Genomic DNA, 16,685 nt, shown 5'->3' on the forward strand with positions numbered 1-16,685 from the left:
GGGAGCGTGCTATAGTAGGCGCTTGCATGACCTCACCGTGTCTCAGAGGTGTCATACATTTTTTGCAAGGAACTCGAAAGGAACTCCAGAAGTGGCAAACATCAAGTCTCAGAAGAAGCGTATCCGCACCAATGAGGCAGCTCGCATGCGTAACAAGGCTGTCAAGTCCGAGCTCAAGACGCTGACCAAGCACGTTCAGTCCGCCGTCGCCGAGGGCGACGCCGAGAAGGCCCAGGCTGCCCTCAAGACCGTCACCAAGCGTCTCGACATGGCTGCCGCTAAGCATGTCATCCACAAGAACCAGGCTTCCAACCGCAAGTCCGGTCTTGCCAAGCTCGTGAACAGCATCAACGCCTAAGTTGTAAATTTCACACCACACAGATTACGCGCATAAATGGAGCCTGTTTTATGGAACAGGCTCCATTTTTTGTACCGCTCGGGTAAGATAGTCCGCATGAATACTTCAATTGACATTTCCCACATCCGCAACTTCTCGATCGTTGCACATATCGACCATGGCAAGTCCACGATCAGTGACCGCATCCTCGAGCTCACCCATACCGTCGATGAGCGCGACATGGAGTCGCAGCTGCTTGACACGATGGACATCGAGCGCGAGCGCGGCATTACGATCAAGTCCAATGCCGTCCGCGTGTCCTATGACGCCGACGACGGCGAGACGTATCAGTTCAACCTGATCGATACGCCGGGCCACGTGGACTTCACCTACGAGGTCTCGCGTTCGCTTGCCGCTTGCGAGGGCGCGGTGCTGGTCGTGGATGCCACCCAGGGCGTCGAGGCGCAGACCGTTTCCAATGCGACGCTCGCCATGAACGCCAACTTGGACATTGTTCCGGCCATCAACAAGATTGACCTTCCCTCGGCGCACCCCGACGAGGTCAAGACCGAGATCGAAGACGATCTGGCCATTCCCGCCGACGATGCCGTGTGCGTGTCGGGCAAGACCGGCGAGGGCATTCACGATCTGCTGGAGTCCATCGTCTTTTTGATCTCGCCTCCCAAGGGCGATGCAAATGCCCCTCTCAAGGCACTAATTCTGGATTCGTACTTCGATGAGTACCGCGGCGTCGTCGCCACGGTGCGTGTCTTTGACGGTTCCATCAAAAAGGGCGATACCCTGCGCATGATGCAGGCCAAGGGGGACTTCCTGGTCGATGGCGTGGGCGTTAAGCGCCCTGCCGAGACGCCGGTCGATGCTCTGACCGTCGGCGAGGTCGGCTACGTGGTCACGGGTCTGAAGGACCCCGAGGCCGTGCGCGTGGGCGATACCCTTACGTGGGCTTCGAACCCCTGCCCCGAGCCGCTGCCGGGCTACCGCGAGGCCAAGCCCATGGTCTACACGGGCCTGTTCCCCATCGACAACAAGGACTACGAGAACCTGCGCGACGCGCTCGATAAGCTGCATGTCAACGATCCGTCGTTGGTGTGGGAGCCTGAGACGTCGGTGGCGCTGGGCTTTGGCTTCCGCGTGGGCTTCCTGGGCCTGCTGCACATGGAGGTCGTCAAGGAGCGCCTGGAGCGCGAGTTCAATCTGGACCTGATCGCCACGAGCCCCTCGGTCGATTACCACGTGTACAAGACTGACGGCGAGATGCTCGATGTCCGCAGCCCGCAGGATCTGCCCGAGGCCACGCGCATCGAGCGTATTGAAGAGCCCTACCTCAAGGCAAAGATCATCTGTCCGCCCGAGTATACGGGTGCCGTCATGCAGCTCGCTATCGAGCACCGTGGCGTCACGACCGATATGATCCACCTGACGAGCAAATCGGTCGAGATGCGCTTTGATATGCCGCTCGCCGAGCTCATCTTGGACTTCTTCGACCAGCTCAAGAGCCGCACCAAGGGTTACGCCTCGCTCGACTACGAGTTCAACGAGTATCGCCCCTCCGAGCTCGTCAAGCTCGATATCCTGCTTTCGGGTGACGAGGTGGACGCGCTGTCGTTTATCGTACACAAGGATAAGGCTTATGGCCTGGCCCGCGGCCTGTGCGATAAGCTCAAGGAGATCATCCCGCGACAGCTGTTCGAGGTTCCTATCCAGGGCGCCATTGGCAACAAGATCATCGCCCGCTCCACCGTTAAGGCGCGCCGCAAGGACGTGCTGGCCAAGTGCTACGGCGGCGATATCTCGCGTAAGCGCAAGCTGCTCGAGAAGCAGAAAGAGGGCAAGAAGCGCATGAAGGCCATCGGCTCGGTCGAGGTTCCGCAGGAGGCCTTTATGGCGATTCTCAAGGTGGACGAGTAGGTCCATGACGCTTTCTGAATACAGCAAGCGGCTGCTGGGCGCCTATGCCGAGCAGCCGTTCCTTATGGCTCCCATGGCGGGCGTAACCGACCCCGCCTATCGCATCATGTGTCGCCGCCGCGGCGCCAACTTTGCCTACAGCGAGATGGTGAGCGTTGCAGGCCTTGCCTATGCCAGCAACAAGACGTGGCGCCTGGTGCTGCCGGCCGACGAGGAACAGCAGATTTGCGTGCAGCTCTTTGGTTCCAAGCCCGATCAGTTTGCGAGTGCCGTCGCTGCCGTCGAGGAACGCGTGGGCGATCGCCTGTCATTGATTGATATCAACATGGCCTGTCCGGCTCGCAAGGTCGTTACCAAGGGCGAGGGCTCGGCGCTTATGCGCACGCCCGACCTCGCCGAGAAGATTGTCGAGGCAGCGGTGGGTGCGGCGCATGTTCCCGTGACCGTGAAGATCCGCAAGGGTTTTTATGCCGAGGATCGCAATGCCGCAACGTTTGCCCAGATGCTCGAAGGGGCGGGCGCCTCTGCAGTTGCTGTGCACGGTCGTTGTGCCACGCAGCTCTATACGGGCCAGGCCGATTGGTCTGTCGTCGATGAGGTTGCCGAAGCCGTCGAGATTCCCGTGATTGGTTCGGGCGATGTGTTCTCGGCCGAGGACGCTGCTGAGCATCTGAGCGGTTCGGGTGCCAGCGCGGTGTTTATTGCGCGCGGTATCTACGGCAATCCCTGGGTGTTCGGCGATGCACGCGCCCTTGCACTCGATGGCACGCCGGTTCCTTCTCGCTCCTCGGTCGAGCGCCTGGAGGCCCTGCGTGAGCATCTGACGTTGACGCACGAGCTTCTGCCGCTTATGTCGCGCGCCCGTACGTATGCAAGCTGGTACTTAAAGGGTATGCCCCATGCCGCCGCCTGGCGCGGTCGGGTGGTGCGCTGTTCCACGTACGAGGAGTTTATGGCGCTGGTCGATGATATCGAGCGCGACGTGGTTGCCTGCGAGGCCGCCCTTGCCGCCGGCGAATCGGTGCCCGTTCATCCGCTGGAGGCCTAACGGTGGCCGTTACCGCGCTGTATGTGCACGTGCCGTTTTGCGCTCAAAAATGCCGCTATTGCGACTTTGACTCCCGCAGCGTGGCGCCGTGCGACCTGGACGCTGCGCTCGATGCCTATTTTGAGCAGTTGTACGCGCGCCTCGATGTCTTTGGCAACGCTGGGGCACTCAGGCAGGTCCGCACTGTCTACGTAGGCGGCGGCACGCCGTCGCTGGCGGGGGAGCGCCTGGTAGAACTCGCCCGGCGTATCTCTGCGTGGTGTAAGCCCGTTGAGTTTACCTGCGAAGCCAATCCAGAGTCGCTGACCGCTGAGCTCGCCACCACGCTTGCCGAGGCGGGTGTCACGCGCATCTCTCTGGGCGTGCAAACCCTCGACAATACCGAGTTGGCTGTCATTGGCCGCATTCATAATGCCGAACGGGCGCTTGAGGCTATCGCGACGGTGAAGGATGTTGGGCTCGATGTGTCGTGCGACCTTATGTGCGGGCTTCCTGGACAGACTATGTCGAGCTGGCAGTACACGCTTAATGGCGTGCTTGCGGCGGCCCCGCACCATGTGTCGGTCTATCCGCTCACGCTCGAGGAGGGCACGCCGCTTTACCGCATGGCGTGTCGTGACGAGTCGCTTGAGCCCGATGAGGATTTCCAAGCTGCATGTATGGACGTTGCGCGCGAGCGGCTGAGTTCGGCGGGCTACCATCCGTATGAGGTGGCGAGCTACGCGCTCGATGGGCATGAATGCGCTCATAATATCGCCTACTGGACCGGTCGGGGCTATCTTGGTTTGGGTCGTTCTGCCGCGGGTATGCTCGATGCCGAGGATTTCGATCGCTTGGCTGGACTGTTTCCTGGCGTGGCCCCCCGTGGTGACTTTCATCGCGTGCGTCTGGTCCAGCGCAACGATGACGCGACGGCGTTTGAGGCCGAGTACCTTACGCATCGCGAGGCGGCAGCAGAGGACCTGATGCTCGCTTGTCGCATGACGCGCGGTGTCGCGTCCGATCTGTTGGTTCGCGCGGCTCGTGTCATCCCTGCTGAGGAGCTGACAGCGGTTTGTGACCGCGCTCTTGAGCTTGGGCTTGCCGCTTGGGTGCCCGAGCACGGTGATACTCATGCGGAGCCTATCTCCTCTGTCGATGTCATCGCAGGTCGCGCCCGCGCCCGTTTAGCGCCGACCCACTTGGGCTGGCTCGATGGAAATATGCTGTTCGAGCTGTTTTGGGATCTAGCCTAGGCCGCTCGGGTAGAATTACCGAAATATATACGCTGCTGTGAGCAGGAGGTTGCCGCGCATGGCGACGATGAACGAAAAAGATTACTACGAGATTTTGGGCGTCTCCAAGGACGCCACCTCGCGTGATATTCAAAAGGCTTTCCAACAAAAGGCCCGCAAGCTCCATCCGGACGTCAATAAAGAGCCGGATGCCGAGGAAAAGTTTAAAGAGGTTTCCGAGGCTTACGCCGTGCTCTCTGACGAGCAGAAGCGTGCGCGTTACGATGCCATGCGTTCGGGCAATCCCTTTGCCGGTGCACCGACGGCTTCGCCCTATGGCGGTGGCTATGCCGGCAGCGCCGGTTACGGCAATCCCTTTGACGGCGGTTTTCCCTTTGGGGGCGCCTGGGGCCAGCCCCGTCGCGGCCAGGCGGCCTACAACCCCGAGAGTGGCGCCAACGTGGTCGTCGATATCAAGCTCGACGCCAAGGAGGCCAAGAGCGGTGCCCACAAGACCGTTCGCTACACCCGCTTTGACACCTGCGGACATTGCGGCGGATCGGGCTCCGTTTCGTCAGAGCATGCCCATACCTGCCCGAGCTGCGGTGGTCGCGGCCATATCGATGTCGACCTGTCCTTCCTGTTTGGTGCGGGCACGTTTCAGACGGTTTGTCCCGAGTGCGGCGGTTCCGGCAAGGTCGTTGCCGATCCGTGCCCCTATTGCGGTGGCAGCGGTCGTACCCGTGTGACCTCCGAGCAGACGATTGAGTTTCCCTCCGGCACGCATGATGGCGACGAGGTGCGCATCCCCAACATGGGACACGCCGGCACGAACGGCGCTTCGGGGGGTGACCTGGTCGGTCGTGCGCACGTTGAGGCCGAGCGCCTGGAGGGTAAGGCTCGCACCGGCTTCTACCTCATGGGTATCATCGCTCCGTTTTTGGTACTGTCAGCCATCTCGGGCGTGTTTTCCGCCTTTGCCATGATGTGCTTCATTCCCTTTGCCATGGGCTTGTTCATGGTGCTGTCGGACGGCGTGCTTCATCGCAGTCTGCTGTGGTGGAAGCGCGGCGCGATGCAGTTTGCCAATGGATTTGCCAACGGTTTTATGTTCGCGCTCGTGTCGGTTTGGTTCGCGAGCTGCTCACAGCGGGCCGTGCTTTCGCCGTACGGAATGCAATAACATCAAACCCTCTGTTTGCGCCCGGCCCGGCTTGGGTATAGGACGCACTGTGACAATAATGAAAGTTGGAAGGATTCGGTCGTGTCGGAAAATAGGGATTACTACGAGGTACTTGGCGTTGACAAGGATGCCGACGCGCGGACGATTAAACGCGCGTTTCTAAAGAAAGCCCGTACGGTACACCCGGATGTTTCGGACGACCCCGAGGCCGAGGCCAAGTTCAAAGAGCTCAACGAGGCCTATTCCGTTCTTTCCGATGAGCAGAAGCGTGCTAACTACGACCGTTACGGCACCGCGGACGGCCCCGGTGGCTCTGGCTATGTCGACATCAACGATATCTTTGGCGGCATGGGCATGGACGACCTGTTCTCGTCGTTCTTTGGCGGTGGCGCCGGTGGTGGCGCCCGTAGCCGTCGTGAGCGTCGTCGCGGACGTGACATGGCCATCTCGTTTTCGGTGACGCTCGAGGAGGCGGCGCTCGGTTGTAAAAAGACGATCAGCTATGATCGCCTTGCTCCCTGCGAGGATTGCAACGGCACCGGTAAGGCCGAGGGTGCACAGGAAAAGCAGTGCAGCCGCTGCCACGGCACAGGCTATGTGACGACGGTCCAGCGTTCTTTCCTGGGCCAGGTTCAGTCCTCTTCGCCCTGTCCCGACTGCCACGGCGAAGGCACGGTCATCGATCATCCCTGCGAGACCTGTGATGGCCAGGGCCGCACGCCTTCTCACGAAAAGATTGACATCGATATTCCCGCTGGTGTTTCGACCGGTCGTCAGCTGCGCGTGAGTGGTTTTGGCGAGGCCGGCCTTCGTGGCGAGCCGTCGGGCGACCTGATCGTCAACGTGCGTGTCGCCGACCACGAGCGTTTTAAGCGTAATGGCGATGACCTCTATCTGGTGAGCGATATCTCGATTGCGCAGGCCGCGCTCGGTTGCGAGATTGAGGTCGAGGGCATTATGCCTGACGAGGTCGTCAAGGTGTGTGTCCCCGCCGGCACACAGTACGGTGACACCGTGAGCGTCAATAACTACGGCATGCCGCGAATCGGCGGCGGCGGTTCGCGCGGTCGTCTGGTCGTGCAGCTGCGCGTGGTCGTCCCCACCAATCTCTCCAACAAGCAGCGCGTGCTGCTTCGCGCCTTTGCCGACGAGATGGGCGATGACGTCGCATCCGGTAAGAAGTCGGTGACTGACCGTATCAAGAGTGCCCTCGACGACATCCTCGATTAAGGAGCCCGTGTGCTCGCACCCCATATTTCCGTCGTCAACCTCGGTTGTCGTGTCAACCGGGTTGAGTCTGACCGTATCACTGCCGATCTTATGCGCCTGGGCTTTGCGATGGTGGAGCCCCGGGACGCCGAACTGATCGTTATCAATACCTGTGCCGTGACGGGGGAGGCCGAGGCCAAGACCCGCAAGGCCGTCCGTCACGCCCTGGCCTATCCGGGCGAGCCTTACGTGGTCGTAACTGGCTGCGTCGTCAACCTGCATCCCGAGGAGCTGCTGGAACTCTCCGACCGCGTGATCGCCGAACCATCCAAGATTGACGTCGCCGAGCGCGTCTGCGAGGTGCTGGGTGTCGAATCCGATAGCGTGCCCGCCTGCAGCGATGGCGACGTGGTCGATGCGCTCGGCCGTTCGCGGCTGGGCGTGAAGATCCAGGATGGCTGCAACCACCGCTGCACCTATTGCATCGTGTGGAAGGCCCGCGGCCCCGAGCGTTCCGTACCCGTCGAGTCCGTGCTCGAACAGGTGCGTGAAGCTCAGGAGGCCGGCGTGCCCGAGGTCGTGCTGACCGGCGTGAACCTGGGTGCCTATGACGGCAAGAGCGCGACCGACGAACATGTCGAGATCGATGAGCTGCTCCAGGCCATCATGGAGCGCACCGATATCGCCCACGTGCGCATCTCCTCGGTGGAGCCCATGGATATTTCCGAGCGCTTGCTCAAGGTGATGGCTCGCTATCCGAAGCGTATCGCGCCGTTTTTGCACCTGCCTGTGCAGTCTGGCTGCACGGCGACGCTGCATCGCATGGGCCGTCCCTATAGCGCCGAGGCGTTCGAGGACACGGTGCGCATGATTCGCGCTAACCTGCCCCAGGCTGCACTTTCGTGTGACGTTATCGTCGGTTTCCCTGGCGAGACGGACGAGGAGTTCGAGGAGTCGCTGGCGCTGTGCCGTCGCGTGGGCTTTTCGCGCATGCACGTGTTCCGCTATAGCAAGCGCCCCGGCACCCTCGCCGCCGACATGCCCGACCAGGTACCCCCTGAGGTCATGGCCGAGCGCAGCCGTCGCATGCGCGCCGCCGCACAGGAGCTTGCGATCGCCGATGCCCGCCGCCGCGTGGGCACGGTCGAGCGTGCGGTGCTCGAGTATGGCGACAACCTGACGCTCGGCTCGTTCCATCATGCCCGTCTTGATGATACCTGTGGACTCACAGCCCCGTGCCTGCTCGATGTTGCTATCATCGGAGTCGATGATTCCGGCTTGGTCCATGCACGCAGGGAGGTTCATGGAAGCCTCGAAGATTAGACTTACCGTTCCCGAGGGTATCGACCCCTCGCGCGTTTTGGGCGCCGGCGATGGCGCCCTTCGTGCACTCGAGAACTTGGTGCGCGCCCATGTGGTTGCCCGCGGTGACAGCGTTGCCGTGAGCGGCGATCCGGACGAGGTCGAGCTCGTGGCGCGCTTTTTCGAGCATGCTTTTCGCGAGGCGGCCGCCGGGCGCACGCTGTCTGCCGACGATGTCTCGCGATGCCTGGCGGTCTTGCGCGACGGCGAGCATAATGCCTCGTCGCTGCGCGATGACGTGCTGCTGGCGTATCGCGGTCGCGTCATCCGCCCCAAGACGCTCGGCCAAAAGCGCTATGTGGATGCCATTCGCTCGCATACCATCACGTTTGGCCTCGGTCCCGCCGGTACCGGTAAAACCTATCTGGCTATGGCACTCGCTGTCGCCGCGCTCAAGCGCCATGAGGTGGGCCGCCTGATCCTGACGCGCCCGGTTGTCGAGGCGGGGGAGAACTTGGGCTTTTTGCCCGGCACCCTCGAGGAAAAGATCGACCCGTATATGCGTCCGCTCTATGATGCCCTGTTTGACATGATGGATCGTGAGCGTACCGATGAGCTCATGGAGCGTGGCGTGATCGAGATCGCCCCGCTCGCCTACATGCGCGGTCGAACGCTGAGTGATGCCTTTGTGGTGCTCGATGAGGCACAAAACACGACGCCCGAGCAGATGAAGATGTTCCTGACGCGCCTGGGTTTTAATTCCAAGTTCGTGATTACCGGCGACCTGAGCCAGCGTGACCTGGTGGGTCGTCGCGGCGGTCTTGCCGATATCGAAAGGATTTTGGGTCGCGTCGACGATGTGGCGTTTTCTCACCTGGAGCGCGCCGACGTGGTGCGCCATGCCCTGGTGGGCCGTATCGTTGAGGCCTATGATGCATACGACGATGCGCGCGAGCAGCGCGCACACGATCGAAAGGAGTCCCGTTGAGTGTATTGATCAGCAACGATGCCGAGCTCGATACGCTGCTTGATGCCCAGGAGGTAGAGTACATCTGCGAGGTCGTGCTTGCCGCCGAGGGCGTTGAGCGTGAGGTCGAGATTTCCCTTTCGTATGTCGATGAGGACGAGATGCACGAGCTCAACCACGAATGGCGTGGCATCGATCGCACGACCGACGTGCTCTCGTTTGAATGTGACTCGGCCTTTGACGAGGACATTCCCGCCGATGAAACGCTCGAGCTCGGCGATATTATCCTGGCCCCTCAGGTTATTTCCCGTCAGGCTCCCGGCTTTGGTAATAGTCCTGCCGACGAGTGCCGCCTGATGCTCGTGCACGGAATGTTGCACCTGCTGGGTTACGACCACATCGAGGACGATGAGGCCGAGGTCATGGAGGCACGTGAGGATGCCATCCTGCGCGACTTGGCGCTTGAGCGCGGCGAGGACCCCAAGCTCGTCCACGTCGGCCCCATTACCAACCATGCCCACGACTAGGAGCCTTCTATGATTCCCGGATCGAACAAGGACCATCCGTCCTTTTTAAAGTCGTTCTCCTATGCCATGGAGGGCTTCGTCACCGCCGTCAAGACCGAGCGCAACATTAAGGTCATGCTCGTGGCGGGCGTGTGCACCGTCATTGCCGGCTGCATCGTGGGGCTCGATATTGCCGAGTGGGCTACGGTCATCATCTGCTGCGGCCTGGTGATTCACGGCGAGCTGTGTAATACCGCCATGGAGGCGATTGTCGACCTGGCGACCCAGGAGCTGCATCCGCTGGCCAAGCGCGCGAAGGATATCGCCGCTGCCTCTGTATACGTTCTTTCCATTACCGCCGCGATCGTGGGCCTGCTTGTCTTTGCTCACGCGCTCGACTTTATTTAGAAAGGGATTCCCATGTCCGACAATATGCAGCCTACTGATGAAGTTTTGGATGATGAGGTCCTGGACGAGGCTGAAGGTGCCGATTCGTTTGACGAGGTCGAGGAGTTCGACCCGTTTGAGGATATGAGCGACGAGGAACTCGATGCCCTGTGCGACGAGGATGAGAGCCTCGCGGGCTTTGGCGACGTGGAACCCGGTTTCCGCAGCGGTTTTGTGGCCCTGGTCGGTCGCCCCAACGCCGGCAAGTCCACGCTGCTCAACGCCTGTTACGGCAAGAAGGTCGCCATCACCTCTCCGGTAGCCCAGACGACCCGCCGCCGTATGCGTGCCGTAGTCAACCGCCCCGGTTACCAGCTGGTCTTCGTTGACACGCCGGGTATCCACAAGCCCAAGGACGGCCTGGGCTCCGAGCTTAATAAGAGCGCCCTGTTTGAGCTCAATGACGTAGACGTCGTCGCGTTTCTGATCGATGCTACCAAGCCGATCGGCAGGGGAGACGCCTGGGTTGCCGAGCGCGTCAAAAACGCCCGTTCCAAGAAGGTCCTGGTGCTCACCAAGGCCGATGAGGCCGTCCCCGCACAGGTCATGGAGCAGCTTAAGGCAGCCCACGAGCTCATGGAATATGACGACGAGATCGTGACGTCGTCGGTCAAGAACTTCAACGTCGATGCGTTCATCGAGACCGTCGCTCACTTTTTGCCCGAGGGCCCGCGCTGGTTCCCCGAGGACATGGGTACCGACGCGTCCGACGAGACCCTCGTGGCCGAGTTTGTGCGCGAGAAGGTCCTACGTCGCACCCGCGACGAGATCCCTCACTCCGTGGGCGTCATCTGTGACGCGCTCGAACAGACTAAGAAGGTCCTGCGCGTGCACGCCACGATTTATGTCGAGCGCGAGGGACAGAAGGGCATCATCATCGGCAAAGGTGGCGAGATGATCAAGCATATCGGCATCGATGCCCGTCGTGACCTTGAGCGTATCTTTGGCACTCAGGTCTTTTTGGAGCTCGACGTGAAGGTCAAGGCCGGCTGGCGCGATGACGAGGCGCAGATCCGCCGCTTTGGCTACAACGCCGAAGATTAAGCCTCGGCGTTCATGGCAGGCTCTCGCACATATCGCACAAAGGTGCTCGTCCTCGACAAGACCAAGCTCAAGGAAACCGATTTGATCTTGACGATGCTCGACGAACGGGGGCGGCAGGTGCGTGCCGTGGCTAAGGGCGCACGTAAGCCTGGCGGTCGTCTTGCTGCCCGCTGCGAGCTTTTCTGTACCGTCGATATGCTGCTCGCGCATGGACGGTCGCTCGACGTGGTTTCTCAGGCGGAGCTTATGGAGGCGCCGCTCGGTGCCACTCCTGACTACGAGACGACCTGTGCCGCCAGCGCGATTGCCGAGGTTGCGCGTGTGTGCTCGTTCGAGGATGCCGAGGATCCATTTACCTTTGCCATCACGCAGCGGGCGCTCACACTTGTAGGCAGCGGGCTCGACTCGGCACATATGGACCTGCTCGTGGCGGCCTTTGTCTTTAAGCTGCTGTCGCACGTTGGTTACCGACCCGATTTCTCGGCTTGCGTGCTGTGCGGAGACCCTATGCTGTCGTATTTTTCGCCCCAGGCGGGCGGCCTCATGTGCGGGTCGTGCGCGTCGAGCGTTCCGGGCGCCGAGCTGGTGTCGACCGGCGAGGTCGCATGGCTGCGTGCCCTCATGTCTATGACGTTCGATGGCCTTGTGGACGAACGGATCGATCCGCATACGGCTGCGTTTTTGCTCGGGCTTTCGCATGTTTGGGCCGCCACGCACACCGATCAGCGGCTCCGTGCGATGGAATTCATGTTGGGTCGGTGATGATGCGCAGGCGCGCGCCGCTTGTGGTAACATACCGACCTGTTGGTACCTCGACCTTGGATGCTCGCTCCACCGGCGGCTTCCCAGTCCGAGGCGAATAGAGTCGCCCGCGGGCGACGCGAAACGAAAGGTGAAACAATGACTGTTTCCAAAGAGCGCAAGGCGGAGCTGACCGCCCAGTTCGGTAACTCCCCGGTCGACACCGGTAACCCCAAGGTTCAGGTCGCCATCCTGTCCGAGCGCATCAAGGAGCTGACCGAGCACATGAAGTCCCACCAGAAGGACTTCCACACCCGTCGTGGCCTGCTTATGCTCGTTGGCCGCCGCCGTCGTCTTCTCTCCTACATCAAGAAGAACGACATCGTCGAGTACCGTGAGCTCATCAAGGCTCTGGGCATCCGCGACAACATCCAGTAAGGATTTGTACATGCTAAGAGCGTCCTGCGCAGCGGGGCGCTCTTTTTGTGTAAGAGCGTGAACAATCACGCTCTGAAGCGTGGCGGGGGCAGGGGGCCCGCGTCACATGAGAAGCCCGCAGGCAAGGGGCCTGTGGGGTGAAGGAGAACAATGACACTCGTATCCAAGACCTTTGAGCTGTACGGCAAGACCTACACCTTCGAGTCCGGCGAGCTTGCCAAGCAGGCCACCGGCGCTTGTCTGGTCAAGCAGGGTGACACCACGATGCTCGACACCGTGGTCGTCTCCAAGGAGCGCAAGAATTACGACTTCTTCCCGCTGACCGTCGACTTCAACGAGAAGATGTACGCTGCCGGCCGTATTCCGGGTGGCTACCTCAAGCGCGAGGGCCGTCCCAGCGAGAAGGCCACGCTCACGGCTCGTATGATCGACCGCCCGATCCGCCCGAGCTTCCCGGACGGCTTCCGCAACGAGGTGCATATCGTCGCCACCTCGCTCGTCGCCGACCAGGTTAACCCCTTCGACGTCATCAACGTCATGGGCGCCTCTTTGGCTATGACGCTCGGCGGCGTGCCCTTCGAGGGTCCGCTTGCCTGTGTACGCATCGGCCGCAACGTGGAGACCGGCGAGTTTATCGTCAACCCCACTTATGAGGAGCGCGAGAACTCCGACCTGGACCTGGAGCTGGGCGGCTCTGCCGACTTCATCTCGATGGTCGAGGCCGGCGCCGAGGAGATCTCCGAGGACGACATGCTCGCCGCTATGAAGTTTGGCCAGGAGGCCCTCGCTGCCTTCTGCCAGGCTCAGGACGAGTTCGTCGCCGAGTGGGAGCAGGTCAACGGCGCTATCGTCAAGAAGGAGTACCCGCTTGACCAGCCCGTCGAGGAGGTCCAGGAGCGCATCTTCGCCCACTACGACGAGATGGCCGCTGCCCTGCGCGACGCCGACAAGCTTTCCCGCATCGGTAAGGTCGAGGCTCTGAAGGAGTCCATCCGCGCCGAGTTCACCGACGAGGAGCAGGCCGCCTGGGAGCGCGAGATCCCCGTGGCGCTCAAGAAGCTCGAGAAGAAGGCCATGCGCACCATGGTCGTCGAGACCGGCGAGCGCGTCGACGGCCGTGCCGCCGACGAGATCCGTCCCATCATGGTGAAGGACAACTACCTGCCGCTCGTTCACGGCTCCGGCCTGTTCCAGCGTGGTCAGACCCAGGTGCTCTCCGTCCTGTCGCTCGGTATGCTCAACGAGGGCCAGCGTCTGGATACCATCGAGCCCACCGAGGGCAAGCGCTATATGCACCACTACAACTTCCCGCCGTTCTGCACCGGCGAGACCGGCCGCATGGGCAGCCCCAAGCGCCGCGAGATCGGTCACGGCAACCTGGCCGAGCGCGCTCTGCTTCCGGTGCTCCCCGACGAGAACGAGTTCCCCTACGCCATCCGCGTGGTCTCCGAGGTCATGGAGTCCAACGGCTCCTCTTCGATGGCTTCGACCTGCGGCTCCACGCTCGCCCTTATGGACGGTGGCGTGCCCATTAAGCGCCCGGTCTCCGGTATCGCCATGGGCCTGATCCAGGAGGAGGGCAAGACCGTGGTCCTGTCCGACATCCAGGGTCTCGAGGACTTCCTGGGCGACATGGACTTTAAGGTCACTGGTACCACCGAGGGCATCACCGCCCTACAGATGGACAACAAGGCCACCGGCCTCACCTTCGACATCCTGGCCCGCGCCCTGCAGCAGGCCAAGGAAGGTCGCGCCTTCATCCTGCAGAAGATGCTCGATGTGATCCCCGAGCCGCGTCATACCACGCGCAGCACCGCTCCGCGCATCGTCTCCATCCAGGTTCCGACCGATAAGATCCGCGACGTCATCGGTTCCGGCGGCAAGGTCATCCGCGGCATCCAGGACGAGACCGGCGCTTCGGTCGACATCCAGGAGGACGGCACCGTCTTTGTCGGCGGTACCGGCGAGTCTGTCGATCAGGCCGTCGAGCGCATCAAGCTCATCATCAAGGTTCCCGAGCCGGGCGAGGAGTACACCGGTCGTGTGGTCTCCATCCAGCCCTTCGGTGCCTTCGTCAACCTGCTGCCCGGCAAGGACGGCCTGCTGCACATCTCCCGCGTTGCCAAGGGTCGCGTGGAGAAGGTTGAGGACGTCCTCAACGTGGGCGACGAGGTCAAGGTCGTCGTCATCGAGGTCGACGATCGCGGCAAGATCTCGCTCGATCGTCTCGACAAGCCCGAGGCCCCGGCTCGCGCCGAGGGTGCCTCCGAGGGCGACGGCGAGCACTTCCAGCGTCGTGAGCGTCCGCGTCGCGAGCGCTCCGAGCGCAGCGACCGCCCGCGCCGTCCTGGCGACAACGGAGGCCGCAAGCCCCGCCGTCACCACGACGCCGAGTAACAGCTACACATAAGCAGCTCAACAAGGGCGACTCCGGACAGGGGTCGCCCTTTTGCTATTCCCGGCGGGATACACGGCTTCAGATGGGGCTTTGATGCATGGGTGGTCTGTTGTTGTGCAAATGGGTATCATACTGTGGTTACTGCATCGACTCTGTGATGCATGTTTGTACGTTCCCGACGGTCGGTTTGCCAGAAGCGCCCCGTCGGTTGTTCCAGACCCGTTTCGTAGAAAGGAAACAACACTCACCTATGGCAGCTAAAAAATCATCTCCCTTGAAGATCATCCCGCTCGGCGGCCTTGACGGCATCGGCAAGAACATGACGGTCTTCGAGTGCGGCGACGACATGGTGCTCGTCGACGCTGGCCTCATGTTCCCCGATGACTCGCAGCCCGGTATCGATCTGGTACTCCCGGATTACACCTACGTTCTGGAGAACGAGGAAAAGCTCCGCGGCATCGTCGTCACTCACGGCCACGAGGACCACACCGGTTCGCTTCCGTATCTGCTCCAGGATCTCAACAACAAGGTGCCCATCTTCTCGAGCAAGCTGACGCTCGGCTTTATCGAGGGCAAGCTCTCCGAGTTCCGCATTCGCGCACCCAAGTTCCGTGAGGTCAAGGGCGGCAGCCACGTCAATTTGGGTGGCATTTCGCTCGACTTCTTCTCGATGACGCACTCCATCCCGGGCGCTTTGGGCGTGTTCATCCGCACCAACCAGGGCACCGTTATGCACACCGGCGACTTTAAGCTCGACCAGACGCCCATCGACGGCGTCACGCCCGACTATGCCGCCATCAGCCGCTTTGCCAAGCAGGGCATCGACCTGCTGCTGTCCGACTCCACCAACGCCACGGTCCCCGGCTTTACCAAGTCCGAGGCCGAGGTTGGCCCCAATCTGCTGCATGCCATCAAGAATGCTCCGGGCCGCGTGTTCGTCGCGTCGTTCTCGAGCCACATCCATCGACTGCAGCAGATCTGCGACGCCGCCCGCAAGTGCGGCCGCAAGGTCGTCGTGACCGGTCGTTCCATGCTCACCAACACCCGTGTGGCGCGCGAGCTCGGTTATCTCAACATCGATGATGCCGATATCATCGATGCCTTCGATATCGATAACCTGCCCGACGACAAGATCGTCGTCATGTGCACCGGTTCGCAGGGCGAGCCCCTGTCGGCCCTTTCGCGCATGGCCAACGGCGAGCACAAGACGCTCTCCATCCACGAGGGCGATACCGTCATCCTCTCGGCAACGCCGGTCCCCGGTAACGAGAAGGCCGTTCAGCAGGTCGTCAACAGCCTCGCCAAGCTTGGCTGCGACGTGTGGGATAAGAACCGCGCCCTCGTTCACGTCTCGGGTCACGGTAGCCAGGAGGAGCTCAAGCTCCTGATGGCCATGGCCAAGCCTACGTACTTTATGCCGGTCCACGGCGAGGCCGTGCATCTGCGCGCCCATGCCCAGCTTGCCCGTAAGATGGGCATCAAGGATGATCATATCTTTATCCTCGACAACGGAGATACGCTCGAGATGCGTGGCGGTATCGTCAAGCGCGGTACGCCCGTCGAGTCCGGCGTCGTCTACGTTGACGGACTGCGAATCGGCGATACCGACCCTATCGTTCTGCGCGATCGCCAGAAGCTTGCCAACGACGGTATGGTCACGGCTGTCGCTATCGTTTCGCTCAAGCACAAGAAGATCGAGGCCATCGAGTTCTCGGGCCGTGGCGTCTCCTTTGCCATCGACGATCAGTTCTCCGACGACGCCTCGGCGTCTATCATGAAGACGATCGAGAAGGGCAAGTTCAGCTTTACGAGCAGCGGTTCCGATGCCATTCGCAAGGCCGTGCGCGACTCGCTCTCTAACTTTATCTGGAGCCGTACGCGCACTCGTCCGATGATCATCCCGGTCGTCATGGAGGTTTAGT

15 protein-coding genes are annotated in these 16,685 nt (G+C 61.4%); all 15 read left to right on the top strand.

What is annotated here, in order from left to right; genetic code table 11:
* The first annotated feature begins 91 nt into the window (after positions 1 to 91).
* Positions 92 to 358, top strand: coding sequence for a 30S ribosomal protein S20 (gene rpsT, locus AB5Z20_RS01350; protein WP_022094714.1), 267 nt, complete (start codon positions 92 to 94; stop codon positions 356 to 358).
* A 96-nt stretch (positions 359 to 454) separates the two neighbouring features.
* Entirely contained in the window at positions 455 to 2,266 is a 1,812-nt protein-coding gene (gene lepA, locus AB5Z20_RS01355; protein WP_368155993.1) for a translation elongation factor 4, read from the top strand.
* A 4-nt stretch (positions 2,267 to 2,270) separates the two neighbouring features.
* The gene (gene dusB / locus AB5Z20_RS01360) at positions 2,271 to 3,314 is read left to right on the top strand and encodes a tRNA dihydrouridine synthase DusB (RefSeq protein WP_368155995.1); all 1,044 of its coding nucleotides are present in this window, start codon (positions 2,271 to 2,273) and stop codon (positions 3,312 to 3,314) included.
* Between the two features lie 2 nt (positions 3,315 to 3,316).
* Positions 3,317 to 4,549 carry a radical SAM family heme chaperone HemW gene (gene hemW, locus AB5Z20_RS01365; protein WP_368155997.1) on the top strand — a complete coding sequence of 411 codons (1,233 nt, stop codon included), beginning with the start codon at positions 3,317 to 3,319 and terminating at the stop codon, positions 4,547 to 4,549.
* A gap of 58 nt (positions 4,550 to 4,607) precedes the next feature.
* Positions 4,608 to 5,711 carry a DnaJ domain-containing protein gene (locus AB5Z20_RS01370; RefSeq protein WP_368155999.1) on the top strand — a complete coding sequence of 368 codons (1,104 nt, stop codon included), beginning with the start codon at positions 4,608 to 4,610 and terminating at the stop codon, positions 5,709 to 5,711.
* Positions 5,712 to 5,792: 81 nt separating this feature from the next.
* A complete protein-coding gene (dnaJ, locus tag AB5Z20_RS01375; RefSeq protein WP_368156000.1) occupies positions 5,793 to 6,941 on the top strand; it encodes a molecular chaperone DnaJ in 1,149 nt (382 codons plus the stop codon).
* Positions 6,942 to 6,950: 9 nt separating this feature from the next.
* Positions 6,951 to 8,243: a MiaB/RimO family radical SAM methylthiotransferase gene (locus AB5Z20_RS01380; protein WP_368156002.1), complete on the top strand. Its 1,293-nt coding sequence runs from the start codon at positions 6,951 to 6,953 to the stop codon at positions 8,241 to 8,243.
* Complete coding sequence (locus tag AB5Z20_RS01385; protein WP_368156004.1) at positions 8,224 to 9,210, top strand: PhoH family protein; 987 nt, start codon at positions 8,224 to 8,226, stop codon at positions 9,208 to 9,210. Before AB5Z20_RS01380 ends, AB5Z20_RS01385 begins: the two co-directional genes overlap by 20 nt.
* A complete protein-coding gene (ybeY, locus tag AB5Z20_RS01390) occupies positions 9,207 to 9,716 on the top strand; it encodes an rRNA maturation RNase YbeY (RefSeq protein ID WP_368156006.1) in 510 nt (169 codons plus the stop codon). Before AB5Z20_RS01385 ends, ybeY begins: the two co-directional genes overlap by 4 nt.
* 9 nt (positions 9,717 to 9,725) lie before the next feature.
* Positions 9,726 to 10,103 (top strand): diacylglycerol kinase family protein, encoded by a 378-nt coding sequence (locus tag AB5Z20_RS01395; RefSeq protein ID WP_022094706.1) that lies wholly within the window; start codon positions 9,726 to 9,728, stop codon positions 10,101 to 10,103.
* Positions 10,104 to 10,115: 12 nt separating this feature from the next.
* The gene (gene era, locus AB5Z20_RS01400; protein WP_368156008.1) at positions 10,116 to 11,186 is read left to right on the top strand and encodes a GTPase Era; all 1,071 of its coding nucleotides are present in this window, start codon (positions 10,116 to 10,118) and stop codon (positions 11,184 to 11,186) included.
* Between the two features lie 12 nt (positions 11,187 to 11,198).
* Positions 11,199 to 11,948 (top strand): DNA repair protein RecO, encoded by a 750-nt coding sequence (gene recO / locus AB5Z20_RS01405; protein WP_368156010.1) that lies wholly within the window; start codon positions 11,199 to 11,201, stop codon positions 11,946 to 11,948.
* Between the two features lie 138 nt (positions 11,949 to 12,086).
* Entirely contained in the window at positions 12,087 to 12,365 is a 279-nt protein-coding gene (gene rpsO / locus AB5Z20_RS01410; protein ID WP_006235963.1) for a 30S ribosomal protein S15, read from the top strand.
* Positions 12,366 to 12,515: 150 nt separating this feature from the next.
* Entirely contained in the window at positions 12,516 to 14,762 is a 2,247-nt protein-coding gene (locus AB5Z20_RS01415; RefSeq protein WP_022094703.1) for a polyribonucleotide nucleotidyltransferase, read from the top strand.
* 251 nt (positions 14,763 to 15,013) lie between these two features.
* Entirely contained in the window at positions 15,014 to 16,684 is a 1,671-nt protein-coding gene (locus tag AB5Z20_RS01420; protein WP_368156012.1) for a ribonuclease J, read from the top strand.
* Position 16,685: the final 1 nt, after the last annotated feature.

The sequence above is a fragment of the Collinsella aerofaciens genome, from assembly GCF_040910245.1.
Lineage (GTDB): Bacteria > Actinomycetota > Coriobacteriia > Coriobacteriales > Coriobacteriaceae > Collinsella.